Source organism: Mesorhizobium sp. P2_C7, from assembly GCF_056404515.1.
Map to the genome: position 1 here is coordinate 44,061 of NZ_JBFUDW010000020.1, position 15,702 is coordinate 59,762.

Genomic DNA, 15,702 nt, shown 5'->3' on the forward strand with positions numbered 1-15,702 from the left:
GGCCATCATTCTGCGGCTTGCCCCTTTGCACGTGCGTCATTGGCGGCATCGGCCGGGCCATCGTCGAGCAGGAACCCGCCCGACTGACGCTGCCAGAGCTGCGCGTAGAGCCCGCCCCGGGCGACGAGTTCCTCGTGCGAACCTTCCTCGATGACGTGGCCCCTGTCCATCACCACCAGCCGGTCCATCGCCGCGATGGTCGACAGCCGGTGCGCGATGGCGATGACGGTCTTGCCTTGCATGAGCTTGTAGAGATTCTCCTGGATGGCCGCTTCAGCCTCGGAATCGAGCGCGGACGTCGCCTCGTCAAGGATAAGTATAGGTGCGTCCTTCAACATAACGCGAGCAATGGCGATGCGTTGCCGCTGGCCGCCGGACAATTTGACGCCGCGATCGCCGACATGGGCGTCGAATCCCTTGCGGTCCTTGGCATCCGAAAGCCCGGAGATGAAGTCCAGCGCCTCGGCGCGCCGCGCCGCCTCGACGAGCAATTCGTCGCTGGCGTCAGGCCGGCCATAGAGGATGTTTTCACGCACCGAACGATGCAGCAGGGAGGTGTCCTGCGTGACCATGCCGATTTGGGCGCGCAGCGAATCCTGCGTCACGCCGGCGATCTCCTGGCCGTCGATCAGAATCCGGCCAGCTTCCAGGTCGTAGAAGCGCAGCAGGAGGTTGACCAGCGTCGACTTGCCGGCGCCCGAGCGGCCGACAATGCCGACCTTCTCGCCCGGCTTCACCGTCAGCGACAGGCCCTCGATGACACCTTTCTGCTTGCCATAGTGGAACCGGATGTCGTCGAAGCGGATCTCGCCCCTGGTGACGGAGATGTCCTTGGCCCCCGGCCGGTCCTCGACCAGGCGCGGCAACGAGATCGAGGCGATGCCGTCCTGCACGGTGCCGATGTTCTCGAACAGGCCCGACATTTCCCACATGATCCACTGCGACATGCCCCACATCCGGAGCACCAGCCCGATGACCACGGCGACCGCGCCGATCGTCACCGCCTGCCCCAGCCACAGCCATAGCGACAGCGCGGTGACGGAGAACAGCAGCAGCGCGTTCAGGATATAGAGGACGCCATACAGCACCGTCACCAGCCGCATCGACCGGTAGACCGTCTCGAGGAAGCCGGCCATGCCCTCCTTGGCGAAGGATGCTTCGCGGCGTGCATGGCTGAACAGCTTGACCGTCTGGATGTTGCTGTAGCTGTCGACGACGCGGCCGGTCATGGTCGATCGGGCATTGGCCTGTTCTTCGCCGACCTTGCCCAGCCGCGGAATGAAATAGCGCAGCAGCAGGACATAGCCGACGAGCCAGACGACAAGCGGCGTTGCCAACCGCCAGTCGGCCGAGCCGACAATGAAGAGCATGCCAAGGAAATAGACGATGACGTAGTTCAGCACATCGATCAGCTTGATGACGCATTCGCGCACGGCGAGCGCCGTCTGCATCAGCTTAGTGGCGATGCGGCCGGCGAACTCGTCCTGGTAGAAGCTCATCGATTGCTTGAGCAGGTAGCGGTGCACCTGCCAGCGTATGCGCATGGGATAGTTACCCATCAGCGTCTGCTGGTTGAGCAGCGAATGGAGCCACACCGTTCCCGGCAGCGCGAACAGCACGATGAACGCCATGCCGGCGAGCTTCCATGCTTCCGTCTGCAGGAAGGTTTCGCGATTCTGCCCCGACAGCCAGTCGACGATCCGGCCGAGGAAGCCGAACATCCACACTTCGGCGATGGCGATGGCCGTCACCAGCACCGCGTCAAGAAGGATGTAGGGCCAGGCCCCGCGTGTGTAATGCACGCAGAAGGCGACCAGCGTCTTGGGCGGCTCGACCGGTTCCGCTGCGGGGAACGGGTCGAGCCTTTTTTCAAACCAGCCGAACAACATAAGTCATGCTCACAAATCTGTTTTCCGCTCACGCGGCGTGGGAACGTACGAAGTCGCCAGACCGCTCGGCGTCAAGGACCGATGGCTCGGCATCGTCCGAGCCATCGGTCCTGCTTCGCGCTATATAGGGGCTCGCGCTCTTTTCGCCGACAGCCGTGCTTGTCGATCCTGACGGCGCGGTGTCGACAACCCGGAGCTTCGGCCCCGGCCGGATCAGCCGGATGATCCGGCGCACCAGCGACGGCCGGCTCGGGTCGGGAACCGCGTGCGAGAAATCGACATCCGGCAGCATGCCGCGATGCGGCCGGCGGCGGACTTCGGCATGCACCGCCGACGAATAGGTTTCGCCGATCAGCAGCGCCCAGGTTGCCATTTTCTGGTCGTGCAGGCTCCTCGAGCCAGGTATTCTGTAGGGATCGAACATCGGTCCGTCCTCCGTGTGAAAATAGAGATGAAAAGGTGAATCCATATCGTCCGCCGGCATTCGGCCGGAGGCACGGATTGCGTCGGTCTGGACACGACGGTAGTCGTTGGTCTGGACATGACGGCGGGCGTCAGTCTGGACACGACAAGCGTCGGTCTGGACACGTTCAGGCGGGGCGTTCAGCCCCTTTGACAGTTTGAAAAACATCGCAGGATTCCTTCGAGAGCCGAAAAAGCGTTTCGGCGGGAATCGGTGCGATCAAGTCTTAGAGAGCCAGGAGAATTGTCGTACCGAAACCGCCATGGGGCGAACAAGCCCACGAGAGGGGCGCTGGATGTGCATGGTCATCATGAATTTCCCCTCCATCGGTTCGGGTTGACAATGGGTCTGACATACCCGACTTCGCAGAAAATGGCCACCCGCAGGTCCAGCAATTTCCAAAACCGCGAGCCGGCTGTGGCCGATCTGCCACTTATTAGAAGGACGCGGAAATGAACGACCGTCTCCGCATCGCGCTCTACCAGCCTGATATCGCCGGCAACACCGGCACAATCCTGCGCTTTGCCGCTTGCCTCGGCCTTGGCGTCGATATCATCGAACCGGCCGGCTTTCCGCTCTCCGACCGGGCGCTTAAGCGAGCCGGCATGGATTACCTCGAAATGGCTGATCTGACCCGGCATGTCGATTGGCACGCCTTCGAGGACTGGCGCAGGGCGGGCGCCCGCCGGCTGGTGCTTCTGTCGACCAAGGCCGCGATTCCCTACACGAGCTTTGCCTTCGCCAGTGGCGACATCCTTTTGTTCGGCCGCGAATCCGCAGGCGTGCCGGATGCTGTCCATCAAACGGCGGATGCGCGGCTGACCATCCCCATGCAGGGTGCCGCGCGCAGCATCAACGTCGCGCTGTCCGTCGCCATGGTGGCGGGTGAAGCCATCCGGCAACTCGGCTAGGAGTTCGCTGGCAACCCCCGTCAATTTGACCCAGGCGCACATCGCCCTCTCCTTCATTTGCACATCCTGGGTTTCTTGCTACAAGCTCAACTTAACTTGAGGTCAAGCGATAAAATCGAGGCGGGAAAGCAAGGATGGCACCAGTAACGGAATTAACGGTCGGCCAGGTGGCGATGCGCAGCGGGGTGGCGGTGTCGGCTCTGCATTTCTATGAGGCGCGCGGCCTGATCCGCAGCCACCGCACGTCCGGCAACCAGCGCCGCTACGGCCGCGACGTGCTGCGGCGCGTGGCGATCATCAAGGTCGCGCAGGAGGTCGGCATCTCGCTGGCCGAGATCGGTGCCGCCTTGGCATCCCTGCCAGAGGGCCGCACGCCGACCCGCGACGACTGGAACCTTTTGTCCACCGCCTGGCGCGACGGGCTCGATCACAAGATCGCCCAGTTGAAGAAACTGCGCGACGGGCTGACCGACTGCATCGGCTGCGGCTGCATGTCGATCGACAAATGCCCGCTCAGGAACAAGGGCGACCGCCTGTCTAGGGACGGCACGGGGGCGAGACGGTTGGTGGCTACACCTTCTCTCCGTTCGGGGAAAAGGTACCTGAAATCCTAATCCGCCGCCGGCAGCCGCCTGATGGTGAATTCGATCAGGTCGCCCGGTCGCTCGAACCAGCTTTCGATCTCGGTCCAGTAGGCCTGCTTGGGAAAGCGCTCGAACCATTCCTTGGCCTTGAGGCGCGCATCGGAGCGCGGCAGCACGAAGGTCTCGCGCAAAAACCCGTCGCGTGGCATGCGCGTGCGCTCGGTCCGGCTTTGGTCGAGCCTTTTCTTCAGGCCATCCAGCGGTGGTCTTGCCGGGGTGCGCACGAAACAACTCCTTGCACCTTAATGACGCTTGGACACTTGACCCTTGCCCCTAAGAGATTAGGGATCGCGCCGGCAAAAGACGAGTCATTTGTAGGGACTCGGCCCCCGCAACCGGAGACGGCACTTGGAACGACCTGAAATACCGGCAGGCCTGCCCGCCGACATCGAACAGAAGAAGATGAAGGCGCGCCTTTGGTTCGAGGCGCTGCGCGAACGCATCTGTGGCGCCTTCGAGCAAATCGAGCAGGATCTTGGCGGCCCGCTGGCCTCGTGGTCGCCAGGCCGTTTCGAAAAGACGCCATGGGAGCGCGACGAGGGCCGCGGCGGCGGCGGCACCATGTCGATGATGCATGGCCGCGTCTTCGAGAAGGTCGGCGTCCACACCTCGACGGTCTATGGCGAGTTCTCACCCGAATTCAGGAAGCAGATGCCCGGCGCCGAGGAAGACCCGCGCTTCTGGGCCAGCGGCATTTCGCTGATCGCTCACCCCTGGAACCCCAACGTTCCGGCCGTGCACATGAACACCCGCATGGTCGTCACGTCTAGCCAATGGTTCGGCGGCGGCGCCGATTTGACGCCGGTGCTCGACCGTCGGCGCACCCAGGACGATCCCGACACCATCGCCTTCCACCGGGCCATGCAGTTCGCTTGCGAGAAGAGCCCCGAGGTCGCCGATTATCCGAAATTCAAGGCCTGGTGCGACGAGTATTTCTATCTGCCGCATCGCAACGAGCCGCGCGGCACCGGCGGCATCTTTTTCGACTGGCTGCATTCGGGCGAGGACAAAGGCGGCTGGAACGCTGATTTCAACTTCGTCCAGGATGTCGGACGCTCCTTTCTCGTCGTCTACGGCCACCTCGTGCGCGCCAACTTCAATGAGAACTGGACCGATGGCGACCGCGACGAACAGCTCATCCGGCGTGGCCGCTATGTCGAATTCAACCTGCTTCACGATCGCGGCACCATCTTCGGACTGAAGACCGGCGGCAATGTCGCCTCGATCCTCTCCAGCCTGCCGCCCGAGGTCCGCTGGCCGTAACAAAATGGTGAGCGCGATGTGAGCCGCATTGATGTCCCATTTGCTCGAAATGGGCATGGAATGTGGCATACAGCACCGCGAAAGATTTCTTTTTCGTCTAATAGGCGATTGAAAAGGCTGGCCTATTTCCTGCGCCGGGTCGGGAAGCGCCGGCGGTTCGCCTGAGAGCAAAACAGAAGCGAGCCGCGACCCGACGCGACCGGACGGCCCAGACGATGCGGGACATCTTCGTCAAAAAGGATACCCGCCTTTTCCAGGAGTACTTCGCAATGCGCAGGATCATTGTTTCGGCTGCCGCGGCTGCCCTTCTCGCTTCCGGTTCGGTGGCATTCGCCGCCGTCAAGCACACCACCGGAACGATCAAGACCTTTGACGCAACGGCCATGAGCCTTGTCCTCGATGACGGATCGTCTTTTACGCTTCCCAAGACCTTCAAGGATCCTGGCCTTCAGGTCGGTGAAAAGGTTCGCGTCTCATGGGAGATGAGCGGCAAGAACAAGGTTGCCGAGGCCGTCAAGATCGCAAAGTGACAGCCTGCCTGCCACAGCAGGACGAGACGATTTCTGGTCCTGCTTTGGGATAGCGTAAGAGGGCGGAGCAGCGCTGCTCCGCCTTTTCGCCGTTGACTGCGACCAATGCCGCCCCATCTGTGTTATGCTGTTCCCCCGCTCGCGGCCCAAGTTCCCATCCTGGATTTGGACCATGAGCCGAAAAACTATCGGAGCCTCAGGCTCCGCGGAGGAAAAGGAGAAATCCCATGAAACAATTTCACTGCGGGTCGCTGGTGCCCGGCTGTGACTGGCACACGCGTGCCGACGAGGAGGCCGAGGTCATGCGCCGTGCCGTAGAGCACATGCGCGAGACCCATGGCGAGGCGGTCATCCGCGAGACGATGATCGAGGCGATCCGCTCGCGCATCGAGAAGACCCGCGACGCTGCGTGACTTCAGCCTGCTTTCAAGGCTTCCGCGGCGCGTTCAAGCAGCGCGCCGCGATCGGGCGAAAAGCCCGCTTCGACCCATTCAGTCTCAAGGGTCTTGAGGATTTCCCCAAGCTTCGGCCCTGGAGTTGCGCCGAGCCGCGTCAGATCGGCGCCCTTTAGCGGAAACAACGGCTTCTCCCATTTCAGGGCGAAGGTAAGCAGGCGCGAAAAGCCGCCGGCTTCGAGCAACGCGTCATTGTCCTGGACGGCGCGCATCCGCGCGCCCGCAAGCGACAGCCGCAGGCGGTCGACGAACCCCTGTCGGTCGCCGCGATAGAGCCGCTTTGCCAACTCGCCCTCCGTCGTCTTCGGCTCGGCGGCGGTGGCCAACGTCCAGTGGCGCAGGCGATCCGCTTCGGCGGTCGAAAATTTGAGCCGCTCGGCGAGCGTCTTCATGCGCGCGGCATCCGGCGGCACGATCGCTTCCAGCCTGAGCAGGGGGTCAGGTGCCCAGTCCAGATCCTTCTCGGCCTTGGTCAGCGCATGGATCGCGTCGATGCCCCATTTCTCGCTTTCCGGCAGCGCGGCGGTCAATACGCCGGCCTGCCGCATCCAGAGCAACGCCCGCGAAGGATCGGGCGCCGACAGAAGCTTCTTCAGTTCCGACCAGATGCGCTCGGCCGAAAGCTGGGCCAGCCCTTCCTTCAGCCGGGCACAGGCTTTCAGCCCCTCGGCATCCGGCCGGCCATCGCCGTACCAGGCGAAGAAGCGGAAGAAGCGCAGGATGCGCAGATAATCCTCGCGGATGCGCGCTTCCGGATCGCCGATGAAGCGCAACCGGCGCGCCTCGATGTCGGCGATGCCGCCGACCAGGTCGATCACCGTGCCATCGGCCTCGGCATAGAGCGCGTTGATGGTGAAGTCGCGCCGCTCGGCGTCGAGCTTCCAGTCGCTCCCGAACGACACCTTGGCGCGACGGCCATCGGTCTCGACATCGGCGCGTAAGGTGGTGATCTCATATGGCTTGCCGCCGGCAACCACGGTGATCGTCCCATGCTCGATGCCGGTCGGAACCGCCTTGAAGCCTTCCGCCTCGGCGCGGCGGATGGTTTCCTGCGGCAGACAGGTGGTGGCGATGTCGATGTCGGCAACCGGCTGGCCCATCAGCGTGTTGCGTACCGCGCCACCGGCAACACGCGCCTCTTCGCCGCTTTGCGCCAATGCGGCAAGCAGGCGCTGCAGATGCTTGTCGCCGAGCCACTCGGCCCGGCCCGCGATAGAGACATTCACGCATAGAGCCTTTCGTAGAGCGTACGGATAATGCCGGCGGTGACGCCCCAGATGCGCCGGTCGCCATAGGGCATGTCGTAGAAGAACCATTCGAGATCGTTCCACATGCGGCTGTCGCGCTTGTGGTTGGCCGGGTCCATCAGGAAACGCAGCGGCACTTCGAAGGCGGCATCGACCTCGTCGGCATTCAAGCTGAGCCGGAAACCGGACCGCACGATGCCCAGCACCGGCGCGATGCGGTAGCCGCTGCCGGCTACGTAGTCGGGCATGCGGCCGATGATCTCGATGCGATCCTGAGCAAGGCCGATTTCCTCTAAGGTCTCGCGCACAGCCGCCGCTTCCGGACTGGCATCGGTCGCATCGATGGTGCCGCCGGGAAAGGCCACCTGCCCCGAATGGTTGCGCAGCCTTTCGGCCCGTTTGGTCAACAGAACCGTGGCTTCGCCCTCATGATCGACCACCGGGATCAGCACCGCGGCATTGCGCAGCGGCTTGCCATGGTTGAGGCGTGGATGGCCTGGATTGAAGCGATGGTCACCATAGTCGTCGCCGGCATGCGCATCCGGCTGTGCCGCAAAGCGCGCGCGAAAGTCCGCTGCGGAAAACGGCGCCGTTGACATCTGGTCCATCACGCGCTCAGCCGCTTCAGCTGGTCCGCCGGCATGATCGCAAACACCGCGCCCTTGGAGCGCACGGCGAACATGGTCTTGCCGCCGATCTCGATCTCCTCGCCATGTCCGACCAGCTCATACATCACCGGCCGCGCCACCAGCGCTTCCAGCCGGCCGCGCACCAGCACATAGGGTTTCAGGCCACCGGTCTCGCTCTCGTCGACAAAGCGCAGCGGCCGTTCCGGTCCGGCTTCGACGACATCGCCGACATTGGTGCGGAAGGTGATAATCTGCGCGTCGCCACTGCCCGAAACATCCATCTCGACGGCGATGAATGGCGCGTCGGCGACGCGGATGCCGACCCGTTCCACCGGTGTCACCAGATAGGTCCTGCCGTCCGCGTCCTTGCGCAGCACCGAGGAGAACAGCTGCACCAGTGGCATGCGTCCGATCGACGTGCCCAGATAGAACCAGGTGCCGTCAGCCTTGATCTCCATGTCGAGATCGCCGCAGAAGTCGGGATTCCAGCGCTCGACCGGCGCCGCGCCCTTGCCGGCGCGGGCGGCGCGCGAGATCAGCGCTTCGAGACCGCGCGCCTCGGTGGCGGTCGTGAGGCTTAGCTGGCGATGTTCGGAGTGTTCCGTCATGGTCACGAAATAGTCACTGTTGTTCCGCTTGTCAGCCTAAGTCTGTGATTTAAGTTTTGACATAGGCGCCACGCGAGGCCGAATCGCGGCAACCTATGCTATGGTGCGTGCCGGTATTTCCAACCATGGTATCTCCAACCAAAGGGATCGAAGCTGCATGAGCGTGATGGTCAAGGAAAGCCCGATGAGCGAAACGGACATGATCGCCGAGGCCGAGAAGGCGCTTGCCGACATCTCCAGGATCCGCGACGGGGTCGGCCGGGTCATCTTCGGCCAGGAGAGCGTCGTCGAGCGCACGCTGGTGGCGCTGCTGGCCGGCGGCCATGCGCTGCTGGTCGGCGTGCCGGGCCTTGCCAAGACCAAGCTGGTCGAGACGCTGGGCGTCGTGCTCGGCCTCGATTCACGCCGCATCCAGTTTACGCCCGACCTGATGCCGTCCGATATCCTCGGCTCCGAGGTGATGGAGCAGGACGAGTTCGGCAAGCGTTCCTTCCGTTTCATCTCCGGGCCGATCTTCGCCCAGCTTTTGATGGCCGACGAGATCAACCGTGCCTCGCCGCGCACCCAGTCGGCGTTGCTGCAGGCGATGCAGGAGTACCACGTCACCATTGCCGGCGCCCGCCACGACCTGCCGGCGCCCTTCCATGTGCTGGCAACACAGAACCCGCTGGAGCAGGAAGGCACCTATCCCTTGCCCGAGGCCCAGCTCGACCGCTTCCTGATGCAGGTCGACATCCTCTATCCCGAAATCGAGGCCGAGCGCCGCATCCTCTTGGAAACCACCGGCATCGAGGACGCCAAAGCGCAGAACGTGCTGAACCCGGTGCGGCTGAAGGAGATCCAGACGCTGATCCGCCGCATGCCGGTGCCGGAAAGCGTCGTCGAGGCGATCCTGACGCTGGTGCGCTCGGCGCGCCCCGGCCAGGGCAATGCCGAGACCGACAAGCATGTCGCCTGGGGGCCCGGCCCGCGCGCCAGCCAGGCGCTGATGCTGTGCACAAGGGCGCGCGCGCTCTACGATGGGCGGCTGGCGCCCTCCATCGACGATGTCCGTGCGCTGGCAGAGCCGGTGCTGCAGCATCGCATGGCGCTGACCTTCGCCGCCCGCGCCGAAGGCACCAGCGTGCGCGACGTGGTGGCAAAGCTGGTGAAAGGGATTTGATGGCGCGCATCGGCGAGGTCCAGGCTCCGGCAGCGACGCGCGACGCGCTCGCTCGTGGCCGGTTGCGGGCCTCGCTTCTGCCTGATCTGCTCGTCGAGGCGCGCCGCATCGTCAACACCGTGATCGCCGGCTGGCATGGCCGCCGCAAGCGCGGCATCGGCGAGAATTTCTGGCAGTTCCGGCCCTATGTCGAAGGCGATGCCTCGCGCATCGACTGGCGCCGTTCGGCCCGCGACGACCACACCTATGTGCGCGACCGCGAATGGGAAGCCGCCCATACGGTGTGGCTTTGGGCCGACCCGTCGCCGTCGATGCTCTACAAATCGACCGGCGCCGGCGTGTCCAAGCAATCGCGCGCGCTTGTGCTGACGCTGGCCATGGCCGAGCTGTTGTCGCGCAGCGGCGAGCGCATCGCCTGGCCCGGCCTCACCGATCCGTTCACCGCCCGCAACGGCGCCGAGCGCATCGCCGCCCAACTCATGCACGCCGGCGAGTTGCCGGCAAAACCCGACCTGTCCGACATCCGCCGCTTCTGCGACATCGTCATCGCCAGCGACTTCCTCGATCCGGTCGAGGAGACGATGGCCTGGCTCGACGTGCTCGCCCGCCATGGCGTGCGCGCGCACCTGATCGAGGTCGCCGACCCGGCCGAGGAAACCTTCCCCTATGCTGGCCGCACCGAATTCACCGATCCCGAGACCGGCGACAAGCTGACCGCCGGCCGCGCCGAAATGCTCGGCGATGAATACCGCCTGCTCTACACCGCCCGCCGCCACGAACTTGCCGCCTGGTGCAAGCGGCTCGGCTGGAGCTTTACCGTCAACCACACCGATCGGCTGGCTTCCGACGCGCTCGTGCGCCTGCACATGGCGATGACCGCCGACGGCGGTTATACCGGGCCGACCGCCGGGGGCAGTCGTGCCGGGAAGGCCGTCGCATGAGCTGGCTGCCGCTCTCCTTTGGCGCCCCCATGGTGCTGTGGGGCCTGCTGGCGCTACCGGTGATCTGGTGGCTGTTGCGGCTGACGCCGCCCAAGCCGCAGACCGAGATCTTCCCGCCGCTGAAGATCCTGGCGCGTGTGTTGAAGCGCGAGGAAACGCCGCAGCAGAGCCCGTGGTGGCTGACGCTGCTCAGGCTGTTGATGGCGGCGCTCATCGTCACCGCCCTTGCCGAGCCGGTGTTCAACCCGCGCGAAAAATTGCCGGCCGAGGGCGCGGCCCTTGCGTTGGTCATCGACAATGACTGGGCAAGTGCCGCCGACTGGAACAAGCGCGTCGCCACCGCCGAGCGGCTGATCAAAGACGCCGGCTCGAACGGCGTGCCGGTCATCGTCGCCTTCACCGCCGAAAAGCCCAATTCGGAAATCGGCCCGTTCGATGCCGCCGCCGCCCTCGACCGGCTGCGTGCCGCCAAGCCACGGCCGATCCCGACCGACCGGCCCGCCGTCTATGCCCGCGTCGCCGGGGCGCTGGACACCTTGCCCGGCGCCAGCGTCGCCGTGCTTGCCGACGGCCTGGCGGCGAAGGGCGACGAGGCCGCCTTCAACACGCTGTTGTCGAAAAATGCCGCCCGTGTCGTGTGGGCCAGTTCAGACCGGCTGTCGCTGACCGGCCTGACCACCGCCGACAACCAGGTCGACGGCTTTGCGCTGACCGCCATCCGCGCGCCGGGCGACCCGGCACCCGCACAAGTCACCGCCGGCGCTTTCGACGACAAGGGCCGCCGCATCGCCGATGCGACGCTGACCTTTTCCCCTGGCGAAACCACCGCCACCGGCACCATGGCGGTGCCGTTCGAGCTGCGCAACGACTTTGCCTCGATCTCGCTCGACGGCGAGCGCCAGGCCGGTGCTGTGCGCGTCCTTGACGAAAGCTCCAAGCGCCGCCGCGTCGGGCTGCTGTCGCAGGCCGAGGCCGACCAAGCGCAGCCGCTTTTGTCGCCGCTCTACTACATCAGGCGCGCGCTGCAGCCCTTCGCCGATCTCGTCGAACCCTCCAGCGCCGACCTCGCCGATGCCATCCCGCAGATCCTCGACCAGAAGCCGGCCATGATCGTCATGGCCGACATCGGCACCATTCCCGCACAGGTTCGACAAAGGCTGGTCGACTGGGTCGACAATGGCGGCACGCTGGTGCGCTTCGCCGGCTCGCGGCTGGCCGCCGCCGGCAATGACGACGACCTGCTGCCGGTCCGCCTGCGCACCGGTGAGCGTTCGCTAGGCGGAGCCCTGTCATGGACGTCACCGCAACCGGTCACCGAATTCCCCAAGGCCGGTCCGTTCGCCGATCTTGCGCCGCCGACCGAGGTCACCGTCACCAGGCAGGTGCTGGCCGAGCCGACGCCCGACATTGTCGAGCGCACCTGGGCCGCCCTCGCCGACGGCACACCGCTGGTCACCGGACTGAAGAAAGGCAAGGGCACGCTGGTGCTGTTCCACGTCACGCCCGAGGCGACCTGGTCGAACCTGCCGATCTCCGGCAGCTTCGTCGAGATGCTGCGCCGCATCGTGCAGCTGTCGCGCAACCAGGGCGCGGCGATCGCCAATGCCGAAGCCGCGGCCACCTCGCTGGCGCCCTACCGCATGATATCAGCCGACGGCTCGCTGGTGCCGCCGACGCCGGATGCACGGCCGCTGGTGCCGGGTCCCGCGCTGGCGGTAACCTTCGAGAACCCGCCCGGCCTCTACGGCTCCGAGACCGGCGTCTTCGCTCACAATTTGCTCGATGCCGCAAGCAAGCTGGCGCCGCTGGCGCGCCCGCAAATCACCGTTCCGGTCACATCGATCCAGTATGCCTTTGACGAATCGCGCAACCTGAAGGGCGCACTGGTCGCCGCCGCTCTGGTGCTGATGCTGCTCGACACCCTGGCGGTGTTCTGGATGGGCGGCCTGTTTGCCCGCCGGCCGCGCCGTGCCGGTGGCGTGGCCACCACCGCCGCGATCCTGATTGCGCTCGGCGCGCTGTTTGGCCATGCCGATCCTGCCCGCGCCGACGACGCCAAACCTGGCGACGAGGTCGCCATCGAGGCCATATCGAAGACCCGCATCGCCTATGTGCTGACCGGCGTGCCGGGCGACGATTCGATCAGCCGCGCCGGGCTCGAAGGCCTGACCCGCTTCCTGGTCGAGAAGACGGCGCTGGAACCCGGCGCGCCGGCCGGCGTCGACATCGCGAAGGACGAGCTGTCGTTCTATCCCTTGATCTACTGGCCGATCGATCCGGCCGCACCGATGCCGAGCCAGGCCGCGATCGCCCGCATCGACGCCTATATGCAGCAAGGCGGCACGGTGCTGTTCGATACGCGCGACCAGTTCGCCAACGGCATCGGCGCCGATTCGACCAGCCCGGCGACGGAGCGGCTGCGCGACATCCTCGGCAACCTCAACGTGCCGCCGCTGGAGCCGGTGCCGTCCGACCACGTGCTGACCAAATCCTTCTTCATCCTGCCCGAATTTCCCGGCCGCTTCAGTGGCAGCCCGCTCTGGGTCGAGGCCTCGCTCGACGCCAGCAATGCCGAGAACCGGCCGGTGCGCACCGGCGACGGCGTCTCGCCGATCATGATCACCGCCAATGATTTCGCCGGCGCCTGGGCGGTCGACGAAAATGGCGATCCGCTGCTGCCGACCGTGCCGGCGGACCCGATGCAGCGCATCTACGCCTTGCGCGCCGGCGTCAATATCATGATGTACATGTTGACCGGCAACTACAAATCCGACCAGGTGCATGTGCCCAYACTGCTCGAACGGCTGGGGCAGTAGGATGACGTGCTTTGTTGCGTTCCCAGCCCGGAATTGCCCTCCCCACAAGGGGGAGGCTAATTCATGAACTGGTCGATCTCCCTCGAGCCGCTGATCTCCTGGCCCCTGCTGGCTCTGGTGCTGGTGCCGCTGGCGCTGCTGGCGCTCATCGGCCTGTGGTTTCGCCAGCGCGGTGCCGTCTTCCGCTTCGTCGCCCTGATGGCGCTCGCGGCCGCCCTGTTCAACCCGGTGTTCCTCAACGAGGAACGCGAGCCGCTGAAAAGCGTCGTCGCCCTCGTCGTCGACCGCAGCCAGAGCCAGGATATCGGCGACCGCACCAAGCAGACCGACGAGGCACTGGCCGGGCTGCAGCAGCGTCTTGGCCGCTTCAAGCAGTTCGATGTGCGCGTCATCGAGGCCGGCAAATCGCAAGCCGCCGAGGAGCGCACCGAGACACGGCTGTTCGGCGCGCTCGAAGGCGCTTTCCGCGACGTGCCGCCGTCGCGCATTGGCGGCGCCATCATGATCACCGATGGCGAGGTGCATGACGCGCCCGCGGGCAGCCCCGATTTCAACGCACCGCTGCATGCCCTGATCACCGGCAACGATCACGAGAAGGATCGCCGCATCCGCTTCGAGAACGCACCGCGCTTCGGCCTTGTCGGCAAGCCGCTCGACATGACCTACCGCGTGATCTCGACGGAAAACGAGACCAGCCCGGTCGAAGTGCGCGTCTCGGTCAATGGCGAGCAGGTCGCGGTCGAACATGCCACCGTCGGCCAGGCCATGCCGCTGCAGGTGACCATTCCGGGCGCTGGCCGCAACATCGTCGAGCTCGCCATCGACCGCGAGCCGGGCGAACTGACCGACACCAACAACCGCGCCATCGCGCTCATCGACGGTATTCGCGAAAACCTGCGTGTGCTGCTCGTCTCCGGCGAGCCGCATGCCGGCGAGCGCACCTGGCGCAATCTCTTGAAATCCGACGCCTCGGTCGATCTCGTCCATTTCACCATTTTGCGGCCGCCGGAAAAGCAGGACGGCACGCCGATCAACGAATTGTCGCTGATTGCCTTCCCGACCCGCGAACTGTTCGTCGAGAAGATCAAGGATTTCGATCTCATCATCTTCGACCGCTACCAGCACCGCGACGTGCTGCCGATCCTCTACTACGACTACATCTCCGAATATGTCGAAAAGGGCGGCGCGCTGCTGATCGCGGCCGGCCCCGAATATGCCGGCGAAAGCTCGATCGCGCGCACGCCGCTGATGTCGGCCTTGCCGGCGATGCCTACCGGCGAGGTGGTCGACAAGGCCTTCTATCCGCGCCTCACCGACCTCGGCCAGCGCCACCCGGTGACGCGCGGGCTCGACGGTTCGGCCACCGAGCCGCCGCACTGGAGCCGCTGGTTCCGCACCATCGGCGTGCAGAATCCCGAAGGCGAAGTGGTGATGAAGGGCGCCGACAACCGGCCCCTGCTCTTGCTCGACCGCAAGGGAGAGGGCCGCGTCGGCATGCTTCTGTCCGACCAGGGCTGGCTGTGGGCGCGCGGCTTCGAGGGTGGCGGCCCGCATGTCCAACTGTACCGACGCATCGCGCACTGGCTGATGAAGGAGCCCGATCTCGAGGAGGAGCGGCTGACCGCCGACGGCCGCGGCATGGTGCTGGAAATCCGCCGCCAGACCATGGCCGATGCTCCCGGCCCGGCGCAGATCATCACCCCGTCCGGCAAGACCTTGACCGTCAAGCTCGACAAATCCGATCCCGGCGTCTTCCTTGGCAGCGTTGAGACCAGCGAGATCGGCCTCTACCAGGTCGCCAATGGCGACCTCACCGCGCTCGCCCATGTCGGGCCGGTCAACGCGCCGGAATTCGCCGATGTCATTTCCACGGAAAACCGGCTGAGAACGCCGGCGGAAGCCACCGGCGGCAGCGTGCGGCGACTGGCGTCATCCACGGCCCTTGGCAGTGACATTACGCTGCCGTCGATCGTGCCCGTCCGCTCGGCCGGCGATGCCAGCGGCAGCGACTGGATCGGCCTGCGCACGACTGACGACAGCGTGCTCAAGGCGGTCTCGCGCGTGCCGCTGTTCGGCGGCTTCCTCGGCCTCGGCCTGCTGCTTCTGGCGATGGGTTCGATGTGGTACCGCGAGGGGCGGTAGGG

15 protein-coding genes are annotated in these 15,702 nt (G+C 65.2%); 9 read left to right on the forward strand and 6 right to left on the reverse strand.

Translation table 11 applies throughout. From position 1 onward, the window contains the following. Positions 1-5: 5 nt before the first annotated feature. Together AC1D2G_RS30980 and AC1D2G_RS30985 are read right to left on the reverse strand one after the other, a co-directional pair. Positions 6-1,889: an ABC transporter ATP-binding protein gene (locus AC1D2G_RS30980; protein ID WP_477418814.1), complete on the reverse strand. Its 1,884-nt coding sequence runs from the start codon at positions 1,887-1,889 to the stop codon at positions 6-8. Between the two features lie 28 nt (positions 1,890-1,917). Continuing rightward, entirely contained in the window at positions 1,918-2,520 is a 603-nt protein-coding gene (locus tag AC1D2G_RS30985; RefSeq protein ID WP_477418816.1) for a hypothetical protein, read from the reverse strand. Between the two features lie 284 nt (positions 2,521-2,804). Between AC1D2G_RS30985 and AC1D2G_RS30990 the strand changes: the two genes are divergently transcribed. Together AC1D2G_RS30990 and soxR are read left to right on the forward strand one after the other, a co-directional pair. Beyond that, positions 2,805-3,263 (forward strand): tRNA (cytidine(34)-2'-O)-methyltransferase, encoded by a 459-nt coding sequence (locus AC1D2G_RS30990; protein WP_477418818.1) that lies wholly within the window; start codon positions 2,805-2,807, stop codon positions 3,261-3,263. Positions 3,264-3,397: 134 nt separating this feature from the next. After that, positions 3,398-3,877 (forward strand): redox-sensitive transcriptional activator SoxR, encoded by a 480-nt coding sequence (gene soxR, locus AC1D2G_RS30995; protein ID WP_457155080.1) that lies wholly within the window; start codon positions 3,398-3,400, stop codon positions 3,875-3,877. Here soxR and AC1D2G_RS31000 read toward each other — a convergent pair. Then, positions 3,874-4,131: a hypothetical protein gene (locus AC1D2G_RS31000; RefSeq protein ID WP_095090839.1), complete on the reverse strand. Its 258-nt coding sequence runs from the start codon at positions 4,129-4,131 to the stop codon at positions 3,874-3,876. The genes soxR and AC1D2G_RS31000 overlap by 4 nt on opposite strands. A gap of 124 nt (positions 4,132-4,255) precedes the next feature. Between AC1D2G_RS31000 and hemF the strand changes: the two genes are divergently transcribed. The 3 genes from hemF to AC1D2G_RS31015 all read left to right on the forward strand — a co-directional run bounded on the left by hemF (position 4,256) and on the right by AC1D2G_RS31015 (position 6,113). Continuing rightward, positions 4,256-5,170: an oxygen-dependent coproporphyrinogen oxidase gene (hemF, locus tag AC1D2G_RS31005; protein ID WP_095090838.1), complete on the forward strand. Its 915-nt coding sequence runs from the start codon at positions 4,256-4,258 to the stop codon at positions 5,168-5,170. Positions 5,171-5,439: 269 nt separating this feature from the next. Then, positions 5,440-5,700 (forward strand): DUF1344 domain-containing protein, encoded by a 261-nt coding sequence (locus AC1D2G_RS31010; protein ID WP_457151226.1) that lies wholly within the window; start codon positions 5,440-5,442, stop codon positions 5,698-5,700. A gap of 227 nt (positions 5,701-5,927) precedes the next feature. Next, positions 5,928-6,113 (forward strand): DUF1059 domain-containing protein, encoded by a 186-nt coding sequence (locus AC1D2G_RS31015; RefSeq protein ID WP_095090837.1) that lies wholly within the window; start codon positions 5,928-5,930, stop codon positions 6,111-6,113. Positions 6,114-6,115: 2 nt separating this feature from the next. Here AC1D2G_RS31015 and AC1D2G_RS31020 read toward each other — a convergent pair whose 3' ends face one another. Genes AC1D2G_RS31020 through AC1D2G_RS31030 form a run of 3 tightly spaced genes read right to left on the reverse strand, consistent with a single transcriptional unit; the run spans position 6,116 to position 8,639 of the window. Beyond that, positions 6,116-7,381 carry a CCA tRNA nucleotidyltransferase gene (locus tag AC1D2G_RS31020; RefSeq protein WP_457151225.1) on the reverse strand — a complete coding sequence of 422 codons (1,266 nt, stop codon included), beginning with the start codon at positions 7,379-7,381 and terminating at the stop codon, positions 6,116-6,118. Next, complete coding sequence (locus AC1D2G_RS31025) at positions 7,378-8,010, reverse strand: CoA pyrophosphatase (protein ID WP_457151224.1); 633 nt, start codon at positions 8,008-8,010, stop codon at positions 7,378-7,380. The genes AC1D2G_RS31020 and AC1D2G_RS31025 overlap by 4 nt, the downstream gene beginning before the upstream one ends. Beyond that, entirely contained in the window at positions 8,010-8,639 is a 630-nt protein-coding gene (locus AC1D2G_RS31030; RefSeq protein ID WP_457151227.1) for a DUF1285 domain-containing protein, read from the reverse strand. The genes AC1D2G_RS31025 and AC1D2G_RS31030 overlap by 1 nt, the downstream gene beginning before the upstream one ends. A 157-nt stretch (positions 8,640-8,796) precedes the next feature. Between AC1D2G_RS31030 and AC1D2G_RS31035 the strand changes: the two genes are divergently transcribed. From AC1D2G_RS31035 to AC1D2G_RS31050, 4 genes are all read left to right on the forward strand, one after another. Continuing rightward, positions 8,797-9,801 carry an AAA family ATPase gene (locus AC1D2G_RS31035; RefSeq protein ID WP_457151223.1) on the forward strand — a complete coding sequence of 335 codons (1,005 nt, stop codon included), beginning with the start codon at positions 8,797-8,799 and terminating at the stop codon, positions 9,799-9,801. After that, positions 9,801-10,742: a DUF58 domain-containing protein gene (locus AC1D2G_RS31040; protein ID WP_477418821.1), complete on the forward strand. Its 942-nt coding sequence runs from the start codon at positions 9,801-9,803 to the stop codon at positions 10,740-10,742. The genes AC1D2G_RS31035 and AC1D2G_RS31040 overlap by 1 nt, the downstream gene beginning before the upstream one ends. Further along, entirely contained in the window at positions 10,739-13,558 is a 2,820-nt protein-coding gene (locus AC1D2G_RS31045) for a DUF4159 domain-containing protein (protein ID WP_477418823.1), read from the forward strand. The genes AC1D2G_RS31040 and AC1D2G_RS31045 overlap by 4 nt, the downstream gene beginning before the upstream one ends. Before the next feature lie 63 nt (positions 13,559-13,621). Then, positions 13,622-15,700, forward strand: coding sequence for a hypothetical protein (locus AC1D2G_RS31050; protein WP_477228231.1), 2,079 nt, complete (start codon positions 13,622-13,624; stop codon positions 15,698-15,700). Positions 15,701-15,702 lie beyond the last annotated feature (2 nt).

What these genes read in the sequence shown, in the direction of transcription:
- AC1D2G_RS30980 (WP_477418814.1), bottom strand. Translation starts at nt 1,889, where the DNA reads ATGTTGTTCGGCTGGTTTGAAAAAAGGCTCGACCCGTTCCCCGCAGCG.
- AC1D2G_RS30985 (WP_477418816.1), bottom strand. Translation starts at nt 2,520, where the DNA reads ATGTTTTTCAAACTGTCAAAGGGGCTGAACGCCCCGCCTGAACGTGTC.
- AC1D2G_RS30990 (WP_477418818.1), top strand. Translation starts at nt 2,805, where the DNA reads ATGAACGACCGTCTCCGCATCGCGCTCTACCAGCCTGATATCGCCGGC.
- soxR (WP_457155080.1), top strand. Translation starts at nt 3,398, where the DNA reads ATGGCACCAGTAACGGAATTAACGGTCGGCCAGGTGGCGATGCGCAGC.
- AC1D2G_RS31010 (WP_457151226.1), top strand. Translation starts at nt 5,440, where the DNA reads ATGCGCAGGATCATTGTTTCGGCTGCCGCGGCTGCCCTTCTCGCTTCC.
- AC1D2G_RS31015 (WP_095090837.1), top strand. Translation starts at nt 5,928, where the DNA reads ATGAAACAATTTCACTGCGGGTCGCTGGTGCCCGGCTGTGACTGGCAC.
- AC1D2G_RS31025 (WP_457151224.1), bottom strand. Translation starts at nt 8,010, where the DNA reads ATGGACCAGATGTCAACGGCGCCGTTTTCCGCAGCGGACTTTCGCGCG.
- AC1D2G_RS31030 (WP_457151227.1), bottom strand. Translation starts at nt 8,639, where the DNA reads ATGACGGAACACTCCGAACATCGCCAGCTAAGCCTCACGACCGCCACC.
- AC1D2G_RS31035 (WP_457151223.1), top strand. Translation starts at nt 8,797, where the DNA reads ATGAGCGTGATGGTCAAGGAAAGCCCGATGAGCGAAACGGACATGATC.
- AC1D2G_RS31040 (WP_477418821.1), top strand. Translation starts at nt 9,801, where the DNA reads ATGGCGCGCATCGGCGAGGTCCAGGCTCCGGCAGCGACGCGCGACGCG.
- AC1D2G_RS31050 (WP_477228231.1), top strand. Translation starts at nt 13,622, where the DNA reads ATGAACTGGTCGATCTCCCTCGAGCCGCTGATCTCCTGGCCCCTGCTG.